Genomic DNA, 12,224 nt, shown 5'->3' with positions numbered 1-12,224 from the left:
TCCCGTGTCCCGGGGCTCCGGCGGGTCCTTCGTCCCGGGCCCCGGCGGGTCCCTTTGTTCGAGGGGGCGGCCCCCGGCGGGTCGGGGGCGCTGGAGCGGCCGTCTGCGGGTAGGCGTAGCCGTATGGACTGGCTGATCAAGCTCCCCGTCGTCGGCCCGCTCGTCGAACGGCTGATGCGCACGCACGCGTGGCGCAGCTACGAGACCCTCGACCGGGTCCACTGGACGCGCCTCGCCGCGGCCATCACCTTCCTCAGCTTCCTCGCGCTCTTCCCGCTGATCACCGTCGCCGCGGCGATCGTCGCCGCCGCCCTCGACCAGGACGCGCTGGACACCCTGGACGACAAGCTGTCCGAGCAGGTCCCCGGGATCTCCGACCAGCTCGACATCAACGCGCTGGTGGACAACGCGGGCACCGTCGGGATCGTCGCCGGCGCGCTGCTGCTGCTGACCGGCGTCGGCTGGATCGGCTCCATGCGGGACTGCCTGCGGGCGGTGTGGGAGCGGGACGACGAGGACGAGGGGAACCCGATCGTCCGCAAGGGCAAGGACGTCGGGGTGCTCGCCGGGCTCGGCGGCATCGGCCTCGCCTCCTTCGCCGCGTCCACCCTGGGCTCCTCCGCGGTCGGCTGGGTCGCCGACCGGATCGGCCTGGAGCAGGGCGGCGCCGGCGGGATCCTGCTGAGGATCGCCGCCATCGCCGTCGCGGTGATCGCGAACTTCCTGATCCTGCTCTACGTGCTGACCCTGCTGCCCGGGGTCCATCCGCCGCGCCGCCGTCTGCTGGTCGCGGCGCTGATCGGCGCGGTCGGCTTCGAGCTGCTGAAGCTGCTGCTCAGCGGCTACATCAGCGGGGTGGCGGCGAAGAGCATGTACGGCGCGTTCGGTGTCCCGATCGCGCTGCTGCTGTGGATCAACTTCACCGCCAAGCTGCTGCTGTTCTGCTCGGCGTGGACGGCCACGCCGAGCAAGGACGAACAGCCGGCCGAGGACGAACAGCCGACCGAGGACGACCGGCCGGCCGAGGACGACCGGACGTCCGGAGACGAGGAGCCGGCCGAGGGGAAGGGGGCGGCCGTCAGGGACGCGGACGGGAAGCCCGGTCCGGCAGCGGCCAGCGGCGCCTGACCAGGTAGGCGCCCGCGCCCAGCACCACCAGCGCCCCGCCCCCGACGGCCAGCCCCGTGCCCATCCCGCTCGAACCGCCCTGGGCCGCGGCGACCGGCGTGGCGGGGGAGCCCTTGCCGGCGCCGTCCCGCACGAGTTCGGTGTCGGGCTCCTTCTCCTCGGCCGAGCGCGGCGGGACCAGCTCGCCGACCGGTGTCACCTTGCCGTGCGCGGCGAAGCCCCAGTCGAAGAGCCGGGCGGTCTCCTTGTAGACCGCCTGGCTCTCGTCCGATGACGGGTTCATCACCGTCACCAGCAGGACCCGCCCGTTGCGTTCGGCGACGCCGGTGAAGGTGGCCCCGGCGTGCGTGGTGTTGCCGTTCTTGACGCCCGCCGCGCCCTGGTACGGCGTCACGCCGTTGGCGCCGGTCAGCAGCCGGTTGGTGTTCTGGATGGTGAACTTCTCGCGCTTCTTGCCGGGCTTCTGCTCCCCGGGGAACTCCGCGGTCACCGTGGAGCAGTACTCCCGGAAGTCCTTCTTCTGGAGCCCGCTGCGCGCGATCAGGGTGAGGTCGTACGCGGAGGAGACCTGACCGGGCTCGTCGTAGCCGTCGGGGGAGACGACCTTGGTGTCCAGGGCCTGGAGCTCCTCGGCGTGGGCCTGCATGTCCGCGACGGACTTCTCGATACCGCCGTTCATCGCCGCGAGGGCGTGCACGGCGTCGTTGCCCGACTGGAGGAACACCCCGAGCCACAGGTCGTGGACCGAGTAGGTGTGGTCCTCCTTCACCCCGACCAGGCTGCTGCCCTCGCCGACCCCGGAGAGCTCGGCCGTGGTCACCTTGTGCTCGGTGCTCTTGGGCAGCCTGGGCAGCAGGGTGTCGGCGAACAGCATCTTCATCGTCGACGCGGGAGGCAGCCGCCAGTGGGCGTTGTGCGCGGCGAGCACCTCGCCGCTCTCGGCGTCGGCGACGATCCAGGAGCGGCCGCTGACCTCCTTCGGCAGCACCGGCGCGCCGGGGCGCAGATTGACCTGGGTGCCCGGCTTGCCGAGCTGGACGCCGCCGACCGTGGACATCCCGGCCGGGGGCTGCGGCTGTTTCTTCTCGGTGCCCGGCTTGTCGTCGTGGACCGCGGCGACGGCGGGCGCGGCGGTCAGGGCGGGCAGCAGGGCGACGGCGGCGAGAGCGGGCACGGCGCGGCGCGCGGCGGACCTGAGCGCGGAGCTCCGCGCGGCGGACCTGAAGGCGGCGGGCAGGGCGGCAGACAGTGCAGACACGGACGAGAACGTACCGGGCGTCGCGAAAAATATGGAGATCGCACAGGAGACCCGCCGAGGGGACCGCCGGGACAGCCCATGCCGGGCACCCTCCCGGGGGCTTCGGGCGTCCTCACGGGGAGTTCGGGCCTCGTCCCGGGAGAGGCCACCCCGGGCGTCCGCCGCGCGGGGCGCCCGCGATACTTGACGCATGAAGCTCAGCCGCCCCGTCTCCTGGTTCCTGCTCGCCTTCGGGGTGTGGAGCTGGTTCATCTGGGTCACTTTCGTCAAAAACCTGTGGCAGGACGGGAGCGGCCTCGCCTTCGACGACGCGGGCGACCCGACGGGGTACTTCTGGGTCCATCTGCTGCTCGCCATCACGTCCTTTGTCCTGGGGACGGTCGTGGGGGCCATCGGGTTGCGCGGGGTGCGCGCATTGCGCCGTGAGCGCACGCACAAGGGGTAGGGGAAACCGACCATGGTGGCTGTCGCCGTCCTCGTGATCATTCTGGTCCTCGCGGTACTCGTGGGGGCGCACCGGTACGTGTGGCGGCGGCTGGTGGGTGACACGACCGCGCCCGGGTCGGCCCTGCGGCGGGCGGGCACCATCGCGGTCTTCGCCCTGCCGCTGGTGACCTTCGGCGCGTTCCTCTCCTCGCGGTCGGGGGTGCCGTTCTGGGCGAAGCAGGTCCTGGCGTGGCCGGGGTACCTGTGGCTGCCGGTCCTGCTCTACCTGGTCCTCGCCCTCCTGGTGGGCGAGGCCGTCCGCCCCCTCCTGATGCGCGCCCTCGCCCGCCGCGACGCGAATCGCGCGGGGGCCGCGCGGGGCGCGGCGGGGGCGACGGGCCCGGCGGGGCCCGGGACGGCCGGCGAGCAGGCGACGGCCACCGCCTCCGGCGGGGAGCCGGTCGCGGGTGGCGCCGGGCCGTCGGGCCAGCCCGGCCAGGCCGCCACCTCCGGCGCGGAACCGGCCGCCGTGGGGGCCGTTGCTCCGCCGGCCCCGGAGCGCGGGGGCGAGGGCGCGACGGACGCGGGCGACGCCCCGTCAGCGGCCGTGCCCGGCCGGGTCCGGTCCGACGCGGCCCCGGAGCGCGGGGGCGAGGGCGCGACGGACGCGGGCGACGCCCCGTCAGCCGCCGTGCCCGGCCAGGCCCGGTCCGACGCGGGCCCGGAGACGGCCGCGCCCGGTCCGGCCGGGGACGAGGCCGCCGCGGAGACGGCCCCGCCCGGCCCGGTCCCCTCCGGCACGGAGCCGGTCGCCGAGACGCCCGCCGTCCCCACCACCGCACCCCCGCCTGCGGGCCCCTCCCGCCGTCTCTTCGTCTCGCGGATCGTCGGCGGCGCCGCGGCCGCCGCCGCGCTGGGGACCGTCGGGTACGGCACGTACGGCGTCCTGCGCGGCCCCCGCGTCAAGAACGTCACCGTGCCCCTCGCCAAGCTGCCCCGCGCCGCGCACGGCTACCGGATCGCGGTCGTCAGCGACATCCACATCGGCCCGATCCTCGGACGGGCCCACACCCAGCGGATCGTCGACTCGATCAACGCCGCGCAGCCCGACCTGGTGGCGGTCGTCGGCGACCTCGTCGACGGGACGGTGGCCGACCTCGGCCCGGCGGCCGAGCCCCTCGCGCAGCTCCGCGCCCGGCACGGCTCGTACTTCGTGACCGGCAACCACGAGTACTTCTCCGGCGCGGACGCGTGGGTGGACCACGTCCGCGACCTGGGGCTGCGGCCCCTGCGCAACGAACGCGTCGAGATCGCGGGCGGGTTCGACCTCGCCGGCGTCGACGACGTCGCGGGCGAGGAGACGGGCCAGGGACCGGACTTCGCCCGCGCCCTCGGCGACCGCGACCGGGCCCGCGCCTCGGTGCTCCTCGCCCACCAGCCCGTGGTCATCCACGACGCGGTGGACCACGGCGTCGACCTCCAGCTCTCCGGCCACACCCACGGCGGCCAGCTCTGGCCCGGCAACTACCTCGCCGAACTGGCCAATCCGACCGTCGCCGGTCTGGAGCGCTACGGCGACACCCAGCTCTACGTCTCCCGGGGCGCGGGCGCCTGGGGCCCGCCGGTGCGCGTCGGCGCGGAGTCCGACATCACCATCGTCCGCCTGGCCTCCCTCCGGGCCTGAGCCGGCACCCCGGCCCCGCCCCGGCGCCCCGGCCCCGCCCCGTCACCACCCCCGTGGACGACGGGCCAGGGCCCGGGCGTACCCCCGCTCAGTCCCCCCGCTCAGTCCGCCGCGCCGGCGGCCCCCGTGCTCCCGCCCGCCGACGTCTGGCGCGCCGCGACCCCCTGCGCCATCCCCGGCAGGAAGTCCGTGAACAGCTCGTGCACCTCGCGCACCAGGGGCCGCAGGACCCGGAAGCGAGCCAGGGCGACGCCCCGCCCGGTGAGGCGGGCGCCCCGGACCGCGAGGCGGCGGCTGCGCTCGCTGCCCGGCGAGCGGTCGAACACCCAGTACAGGACCAGGCCCATCTGGGAGAGCCACATCAGCTCCGGGAGGATGTCCCGCAGTTCCTCCGGAACCTTGGACTTCGCCCCGGCGAGCACCTCGCGGTGCACGTCGATGGCCGCCTCCCGCGCGTGCTCCGACTCGGGCGAGAAGGGGCTGAGCGGACTGTCCGGGTCCGCCGCGTTCTTGAAGAACTGCGCGGCGAACTCGTGGTACGGCGCGGCGATGTCCAGCCAGGCGCTCAGCACACCGGCCATCCGCGCCTCGAAATCGGTCTCCTTCGCCAGCACCGGCCGGACCGCCGCGCGGTGCTCCTCGGCGATCCGGTCGTAGAAGCCCTGGACCAGGTGCTCCTTGGAGCCGAAGTAGTAGTACGCGTTCCCGACCGAGACGCCGGCCTCCTTGGCGATGGCCCGCATGGTGGTCTTGTCGTAACCGCGCTCCTGGAACAGTCGGAGCGCGGTCTCCAGGATCAGCGTGCGGGTCTGCTCGCTCTTGGACGCCTTCGCGTCGGTGGGGGCCTTCGCATCTGTCACGGTCGACGAGCCTAACGGGGTGTCGCGCACCGGTCGTCACAGGCCGCCGGGGCGTCCCCGCGCTGCACGAGCGTCTCCCGGTACCTGGCCGCGGCGAGCATCGAGACCCGGACGAAGGGCGCCCCCGCCGGGGTGGCCAGCCAGTGGGCCCGCGGCCGGTGTTCGGTCAGGGCCCAGAGGCAGACCACCCACGCGGCCTGCCCGGTCCACACCTGGCCCCGGTCGCCGATCACGGTGATCTCGCTCAGGGTGCGGGTGTGGTCGAGTTCCGGGTAGCGGGCGCGGGCCGCCTCGGAGCCTGCGGCGACCGCGCGCAGCGGCACCAGCCGCGGCTGCCGGAGCAGCCAGTTTCGGAGGTGCACGCAGAGCGGGCAGCCGGCGTCGTAGAGGACGGTCAGCTCGCGGACCGGGGTGCTGGTCAGCACGGCTCAGCCCTGTGCCGGGCCGGTGGCGGGCGGGGCCCACGGCCCGGTCGCGGCCTGCTTGGTCCACCCGTGCGGGCCGACCGGCGGGGTCTGCTCCCGCTCCATCACCCCGCGCCGGCGGATCTTGTTGAGGACGTAGACGTTCGCCAGGTGCATCACACCGAGGACGAGCAGCACCACGCCGATCTTCACCGACAGGGCCTCGAAGAGGCCGCGGGCGTCGGCGACGGCGTCGGCCGCCTTGAGGTAGAGGGCCACGAACCCCAGGTTGACGAGGTAGAAGCCCACCACCAGCAGGTGGTTGACGGCGTCGGCGAGCTTCTCGTTCCCCTTGAGCACATCGGCGAGGAAGACCTTCCCGTTCCGGCTGAGGGTGCGGGCCACCCAGACGGTGAGCGCCACGCTGATCAGCAGGTAGACGACATACGCCACGACAGTGAGGTCCATGCCCCACCCTCCCTTGAACGTGTTCAAAAGTTGGTGACCCTGACTGTAGACCTCCTTTTGAACATGTTCAAGCGGCTGGGGCGGGTCCGGGGAAGCGCGTGACGCCCGGCCGGGCCCCCGCGTAAGGTCGGCCGGATGACGATCAGTTGTGACATCGCCGGCGAGGGTCCCGCCGTCGTGCTGCTGCACGCGGGTGTGTGCGACCGGCGGATGTGGGACGCGCAGTTCTCCGCGATCGTGGCGGCCGGCCACCGGGTGCTCCGGTGCGACTTCCGCGGCTACGGCGAGACGCCCGTGGCCGAGGCCCCGTACACCGACACCGGGGACGTGCTCGACCTGATGGACGCCCACGGCGTGGAGCGCGCCGCCCTGGTCGGCGCCTCCTGGGGCGGGCGCGTCGCGCTGCTCGCCGCCGCCCGCGCCCCGCACCGGGTGACCGGGCTGGCCCTGCTCGACTCGGTCCTCCCGGGGCTCCCCGGCGAGGACGGGAAGAGCCCGGAACTGGCCGCGTTCGACGAGGCCGAGGACGCGTTCTTCGAGGCCGGCGACCTGGACGGCGCGACGGAACTCAACGTGCGCACCTGGCTGGGCCCCGAGGCCGGGCCGGAGGCGCGCGCGGCCGTGCGCCGGATGCAGCGGCACGCCTTCGCGGTGCAGTCCGCGGCCGAGGAGGCGGTCGAGCGGGACGGCGCCGCCTATGTCCTCGACCAGGACGAGGAGGTCTGGCCGCCCGACCTCGGGGGGCTTCGGGAGGTGCCCGTCCTGGCCGTGACCGGGGCGGACGACCTGCCGGACTTCCGGGGCCCCGCCGCCGCGCTGTCCGCGCTGCTGCCGCGCGCCCGGCATGTGGAACTGCCCGGCACGGGCCACCTCCCCGCGCTGGAGCGCCCGGCGGAGACGACGGCCCTGCTCACCGGATTCCTGGCCGGGCTCCCGGCCTGAGGGCCCCGTCGGGCGCGCGGCCCGAGGGGCCCGCCGAGCTCACGGCCGAGGGACCCGCCGGTGCCAGGCCCGAGAGCCCGCGCCGCCCCCGCCGGGGCCCGGACCGAGGGACTCGCCGGGGCCCGGTGGGCGGGCGCCCCGCCGGGCCCCGCAACGCGTCAGGCGCACCGTCCGATCCGGGGCGCGCCCGTCACCGACACCACCAGCGAGTAGAGGGAACTGCTCGCGGTGAGGAACATGCGGTTGTTCTTCGGCCCGCCGAACGCGACGTTGGACACCGCCTCCGGCACCCGCAGCCGTCCGATCAGGGTGCCGTCCGGGTCGTAGCACTGCACGCCCCCGTGCATGGCGGCGACCCACAGCCGGCCGCCGTCGTCGAAGCGGATGTTGTCGAAGCGGGCCTCGCCCCGGGCCTCGGCGAAGACGGTCCCCTCGTCGAGGGTGCCGTCCTCCCGGACCAGGAACCTCCGGATGTGCCCGGCCACCGTGTCCGAGACGTACAGGTACCGCTCGTCGGGGGAGAAGACCAGCCCGTTCGGGCCGCCGAAGCCGTCGGCGGCCAGCCGTACCGCGCCCGTCGCCGGGTCCACACGGTAGACGTTGCGGCCCTCGATCTCCGGCTCGGCGCGGTGGCCCTCGTAGTCGCTGGTGATGCCGAAGGTCGGGTCCGAGAACCAGACCGAGCCGTCCGAGTGGACCACCGCGTCGTTGGGGCTGTTGAGGCGCCGGCCCTCGAAGCGGTCCGCGAGGACGGTCACCGAGCCGTCCGCCTCGGTGCGTGTGACCCGGCGGTTGCCCTGCTCACAGGTGATCAACCGGCCCTCGCGGTCGAGGGTGTTGCCGTTGCTGTGCCCGGCGGGCGCCCGGAACAGGCCCGTGGCGCCCGTGTGTTCGTCCCAGCGGAGCATCCGGTCGTTGGGTATGTCGCTCCACACCAGCTGCCGCCACGCGGGCAGATAGACCGGCCCCTCGGCCCACCGGCAGTCGTCGTGCAGGACCTCCAGCTTCTCGTCGCCGCTGGTGCAGCGTCCGCTGCGGAAGCGCTCGTCCAGGATCTCGTACAGCGACTGGGTGGCAGTGGTGGACATCGTCAGATTCTCCCGCCGTGGACCTGAACCTCATTCGGTGACACATGAGTACAGCAGGATGAGGTACGGTCGCAACCATGGATGACATCGACCGGGAACTCGTCGCCCTGCTCCAGCAGGACGCGACGCTGGCGTACGCGGCGCTCGGCCGGGCGGTCGGCCTGTCGGCCGGGGCGGCGCACGAGCGCGTGCGGAAACTGCGCGAGCGCGGGGTCATCCGGCGCACCACCGTGGACGTGGACCCGGCGGCCCTCGGCCGGGGCGTGCTCGCCTTCGTGATGGTGGACTCGTCGGCGTGGATGGGCGATTCGGCCGCCGACTTCGCCGCGATCCCGGAGATCCAGGAGGCGCACGTCATCGCCGGCAGCGCCTCCGTCCTGGTGAAGGTGCGCACCGCCACGACGGTCCAGCTGCAGGACGTGCTGCGGCGGCTCTACGCGATCGAGGGCGTCAGCGGCACGAGTGCGACGGTCGCCCTGGAGACCTTCTTCGAACGCCCGGTGTCCGCCGCCGCCGCGCCGGTCCCGGCCGCCGCCCCGCCGGCCTCGGGGGCCGCTCCGCCCGATTCCGCCGCCGCCTCGCCCGGCGGGGTCACAGACTGATCGAACGGGCGTAGTTGATCTGGCCCATGACCTGCTGGAAGGTCTCCGGGCCCCGCGCCGGGATCATCGTCGAGTGGTGCCGGCCGCCGCTGGTGACGGTCACCTGGATGAAGCCGGTGGTCTTGCGCTCCTTGATCAGCAGGAACAGCAGCCCCAGCAGGCAGGCCAGGACGAAGACCACCGCGAGGACGATCGCATAGGCCGGGATCGTCTCCTCGGTGCGCGACATGTCCGTCGCGTTCCACACCGCGCCCTTCAGGGGCAGCGCCCCGGCCGGGGTGACGATCGAGTCCGGCAGGACGGTGATGTCCCCGATGGACACCAGCGGCTGACCGCCCGTCGGCACCGGCGACACGCCCGGGTGGGGCACGGGGACTCCGGCCGGCTGGGTCATCGCGTACGGCGGGGTGTGGCCGGCGGCGCCGTCCGCCAGGGTCGGGTGCTGCGGACAGCCGTAGCCCGGCGCGGAGTTGGGATAGCCGTAACCGGAGGTCCCCTGGGTCTGGTCCGGCCCCCAGGTGTACTCCGGCTCCCCTTCCCGGTACGGATTGGGCTCGGTCATCGCTGCTCCCCGTTGGTGGCCGACGCGTCGGGTGAGACGTCCTCCCCGATCCTGCCAGTTCCCGCCCCACCGGGTGAAGTCCGTCCGCGACACGTCCGCCACACGTCCGCGGCCCGCCCCCCGCGCCTTTCCCGCCCGTCCCCGGTACGGCCCGAGGGCCCCGGCTCCACGAAAGGAGCCGGGGCCCTCGGCACGCACCCGGCGCGCACTCCGGCGCACGCCCGGCGCGTCAGCGCCCGTCGGCAGCGGCGGTCCCGTCTCCGAAGGGGTCCGCGGCCGCCGGAAGCGGTCAGAAGCGGCGCGTGATCAGCGCCCGCTTGACCTCCTGGATCGCCTTGGTGACCTCGATACCGCGAGGGCAGGCGTCCGTGCAGTTGAACGTGGTGCGGCAACGCCACACACCGTCCTTGTCGTTGAGGATCTCCAGGCGCTGCTCGCCCGCCTCGTCCCGCGAGTCGAAGATGAAGCGGTGCGCGTTGACGATCGCCGCCGGGCCGAAGTACTGGCCGTCGTTCCAGAACACCGGGCACGAGGAGGTGCACGCGGCGCACAGGATGCACTTGGTGGTGTCGTCGAAGCGCTCGCGGTCCTCGGCGGACTGCAGACGCTCACGCGTCGGCTCGTTGCCCTTGGTGACCAGGAACGGCATCACGTCGCGGTACGCCTGGAAGAACGGCTCCATGTCCACGACCAGGTCCTTGAGGACCGTCAGGCCCTTTATGGCCTCGACCGTGATGGGCTTCTCCGGGTTGATGTCCTTGATCAGCGTCTTGCAGGCGAGCCTGTTCTTGCCGTTGATCCGCATCGCGTCGGAGCCGCAGATGCCGTGCGCGCACGAGCGGCGGAAGGTGAGCGTGCCGTCCATGTCCCACTTGATCTTGTGGAGACCGTCGAGCACACGCTCCTTCGGGTCGATCTCGACCTGGAAGTCCTCCCAGACCGCCGCGTCCGACAGCTCCGGGTTGAAGCGGCGGATGCGGAAGGTGACCGTGATGTACGGAGAGGCTGCCTGCGTCTCGGCGGTCTTCTCCAGAACGGGGGTAGCCATCAGTACTTACGCTCCATCGGCTGGTAGCGGGTCTGGACGACCGGCTTGTAGTCGAGACGGACGGTCTCGGAGCCGTCGGCGCCCACCTCGCGGTACGCCATGGTGTGGCGCATGAAGTTGACGTCGTCGCGGTTCGGGAAGTCCTCGCGGTAGTGGCCGCCGCGGGACTCCTTGCGGGCCAGCGCGGAGACGGCCATGACCTCGGCCAGGTCGAGCAGGTTGCCCAGCTCGATGGCCTCCAGCAGGTCCGTGTTGAACCGCTTGCCCTTGTCCTGGACGGACACGTTCTTGTAGCGCTCGCGCAGCTCGGCGATCTTCTCGACCGCGGTCTTGATCGTCTGCTCGGTGCGGAACACCATCACGTTGGCGTCCATCGTCTCCTGCAGCTCCAGGCGCAGGGCGGCGACCCGCTCGCTGCCCGTGGAGTTGCGCAGCCGCTCGACCTGCTCCTCGACCAGCGAGGCCGGGTTCTCGGGCAGCTCGACGAAGTCGTGCTTGGCCGCGTACTCGGCGGCGGCGATGCCGGAGCGCTTGCCGAAGACGTTGATGTCCAGGAGCGAGTTGGTGCCCAGGCGGTTGGCGCCGTGCACCGACACGCAGGCGACCTCGCCGGCGGCGTAGAGGCCCGGGACGACGGTGGTGTTGTCCGCGAGCACCTCGCCCTCGACGTTGGTCGGGATGCCGCCCATGGCGTAGTGCGCGGTGGGCTGGATCGGGATCGGGTCCGTGTAGGGCTCGATGCCGAGGTAGGTCCGCGCGAACTCGGTGATGTCCGGGAGCTTGGCGTCCAGCTGCTCCGGCGGCAGGTGCGTGAGGTCGAGGAAGACGTGGTCGCCCTCGGGACCGCAGCCGCGGCCCTCGCGGATCTCCGTGTAGATGGAGCGCGAGACGACGTCACGCGAGGCGAGGTCCTTCATGACGGGCGCGTACTTCTCCATGAAGCGCTCGCCGTCCTTGTTGCGCAGGATGCCGCCCTCACCGCGGGCGCCCTCCGTGAGCAGGATGCCCATGCGCCAGATGCCCGTCGGGTGGAACTGGAAGAACTCCATGTCCTCCAGCGGCAGACCGCGGCGGAAGCAGGCGGCCTGGCCGTCACCGGTCAGGGTGTGCGCGTTGGAGGTCACCTTGAAGAACTTGCCGGTGCCGCCGGACGCGTAGATCACGGCCTTCGCCTGGAAGACGTGGATCTCACCGGTGGCCAGCTCGTAGGCGACCACACCGGCGGAGTGCTTGACGCCGTCCACCTCGGTGATGAGCTGGTCCAGGACGTAGAACTCGTTGAAGAACTCCACGCCCTCCTTGACGCAGTTCTGGTACAGCGTCTGGAGGATCATGTGGCCGGTGCGGTCCGCCGCGTAGCAGGACCGGCGGACCGGGGCCTCGCCGTGGTTGCGGGAGTGGCCGCCGAAGCGGCGCTGGTCGATGGTGCCGTTCGGGGTCCGGTTGAACGGCAGGCCCATCTTCTCCAGGTCGAGGACGGCGTCGATGGCCTCCTTCGCCAGGATCTCGGCGGCGTCCTGGTCGACCAGGTAGTCACCGCCCTTGACCGTGTCGAAGGTGTGCCACTCCCAGTTGTCCTCCTCCACGTTGGCCAGCGCGGCGGCCATGCCGCCCTGCGCGGCGCCCGTGTGGGAGCGGGTGGGGTAGAGCTTGGTCAGCACGGCGGTGCGGCTGCGCTTCGTCGACTCGATGGCGGCGCGCATGCCCGCGCCGCCGGCGCCGACGATGACGGTGTCGTACTTGTGGATCTTCAT

12 protein-coding genes and 1 pseudogene are annotated in these 12,224 nt (G+C 72.8%); 5 read left to right on the top strand and 8 right to left on the bottom strand.

The genetic code is table 11. The features are described from left to right. The first annotated feature begins 123 nt into the window (after nucleotides 1-123). Nucleotides 124-1,128 (top strand): YihY/virulence factor BrkB family protein, encoded by a 1,005-nt coding sequence (locus C593_RS0111125; RefSeq protein ID WP_018847381.1) that lies wholly within the window; start codon nucleotides 124-126, stop codon nucleotides 1,126-1,128. On the opposite strand, the gene C593_RS0111120 is transcribed toward C593_RS0111125, so the two are convergent. Continuing rightward, entirely contained in the window at nucleotides 1,079-2,638 is a 1,560-nt protein-coding gene (locus C593_RS0111120; RefSeq protein WP_486591114.1) for a D-alanyl-D-alanine carboxypeptidase, read from the bottom strand. The genes C593_RS0111125 and C593_RS0111120 overlap by 50 nt on opposite strands. On the opposite strand from C593_RS0111120, the gene C593_RS33700 reads away from it, so the two are divergent. Further along, nucleotides 2,577-2,831 (top strand): SCO4848 family membrane protein, encoded by a 255-nt coding sequence (locus C593_RS33700; RefSeq protein ID WP_018847379.1) that lies wholly within the window; start codon nucleotides 2,577-2,579, stop codon nucleotides 2,829-2,831. The two genes, C593_RS0111120 and C593_RS33700, sit on opposite strands and share 62 nt — an antisense overlap. 12 nt (nucleotides 2,832-2,843) lie before the next feature. Continuing rightward, nucleotides 2,844-4,496: a metallophosphoesterase gene (locus tag C593_RS0111110; protein WP_018847378.1), complete on the top strand. Its 1,653-nt coding sequence runs from the start codon at nucleotides 2,844-2,846 to the stop codon at nucleotides 4,494-4,496. A 101-nt stretch (nucleotides 4,497-4,597) separates the two neighbouring features. On the opposite strand, the gene C593_RS0111105 is transcribed toward C593_RS0111110, so the two are convergent. The 3 genes from C593_RS0111105 to C593_RS0111095 are packed head-to-tail and all read right to left on the bottom strand — an operon-like array spanning nucleotide 4,598 to nucleotide 6,228. Continuing rightward, a complete protein-coding gene (locus C593_RS0111105) occupies nucleotides 4,598-5,356 on the bottom strand; it encodes a TetR family transcriptional regulator (protein WP_018847377.1) in 759 nt (252 codons plus the stop codon). Nucleotides 5,357-5,367: 11 nt separating this feature from the next. Then, nucleotides 5,368-5,781 (bottom strand): DCC1-like thiol-disulfide oxidoreductase family protein, encoded by a 414-nt coding sequence (locus C593_RS0111100; protein WP_018847376.1) that lies wholly within the window; start codon nucleotides 5,779-5,781, stop codon nucleotides 5,368-5,370. A gap of 3 nt (nucleotides 5,782-5,784) precedes the next feature. Further along, entirely contained in the window at nucleotides 5,785-6,228 is a 444-nt protein-coding gene (locus C593_RS0111095) for a hypothetical protein (RefSeq protein ID WP_018847375.1), read from the bottom strand. Nucleotides 6,229-6,363: 135 nt separating this feature from the next. On the opposite strand from C593_RS0111095, the gene C593_RS0111090 reads away from it, so the two are divergent. Then, a complete protein-coding gene (locus tag C593_RS0111090; protein ID WP_018847374.1) occupies nucleotides 6,364-7,170 on the top strand; it encodes an alpha/beta fold hydrolase in 807 nt (268 codons plus the stop codon). Between the two features lie 158 nt (nucleotides 7,171-7,328). Here C593_RS0111090 and C593_RS0111085 read toward each other — a convergent pair whose 3' ends face one another. Then, the gene (locus tag C593_RS0111085; RefSeq protein WP_018847373.1) at nucleotides 7,329-8,258 is read right to left on the bottom strand and encodes an SMP-30/gluconolactonase/LRE family protein; all 930 of its coding nucleotides are present in this window, start codon (nucleotides 8,256-8,258) and stop codon (nucleotides 7,329-7,331) included. A gap of 77 nt (nucleotides 8,259-8,335) precedes the next feature. Here C593_RS0111085 and C593_RS0111080 point away from each other — a divergent pair. Beyond that, nucleotides 8,336-8,767, top strand: a pseudogene (locus C593_RS0111080) (Lrp/AsnC family transcriptional regulator); the annotation flags it as partial. Between the two features lie 82 nt (nucleotides 8,768-8,849). Here the strand turns inward: C593_RS0111080 and C593_RS0111075 are convergent. The 3 genes from C593_RS0111075 to sdhA all read right to left on the bottom strand — a co-directional run bounded on the left by C593_RS0111075 (nucleotide 8,850) and on the right by sdhA (nucleotide 12,224). Next, nucleotides 8,850-9,422 carry a hypothetical protein gene (locus C593_RS0111075; RefSeq protein ID WP_018847371.1) on the bottom strand — a complete coding sequence of 191 codons (573 nt, stop codon included), beginning with the start codon at nucleotides 9,420-9,422 and terminating at the stop codon, nucleotides 8,850-8,852. 289 nt (nucleotides 9,423-9,711) lie between these two features. After that, the gene (locus C593_RS0111070) at nucleotides 9,712-10,470 is read right to left on the bottom strand and encodes a succinate dehydrogenase iron-sulfur subunit (RefSeq protein WP_018847370.1); all 759 of its coding nucleotides are present in this window, start codon (nucleotides 10,468-10,470) and stop codon (nucleotides 9,712-9,714) included. Then, nucleotides 10,470-12,224 carry a succinate dehydrogenase flavoprotein subunit gene (sdhA, locus tag C593_RS0111065; protein ID WP_018847369.1) on the bottom strand — a complete coding sequence of 585 codons (1,755 nt, stop codon included), beginning with the start codon at nucleotides 12,222-12,224 and terminating at the stop codon, nucleotides 10,470-10,472. The genes C593_RS0111070 and sdhA overlap by 1 nt, the downstream gene beginning before the upstream one ends.

It is taken from the genome of Streptomyces sp. CNT372 (assembly GCF_000377145.1).
The sequence above is the reverse complement of the archived record's forward strand: the minus strand, read 5'-3'. Positions and strand labels throughout refer to the sequence as shown.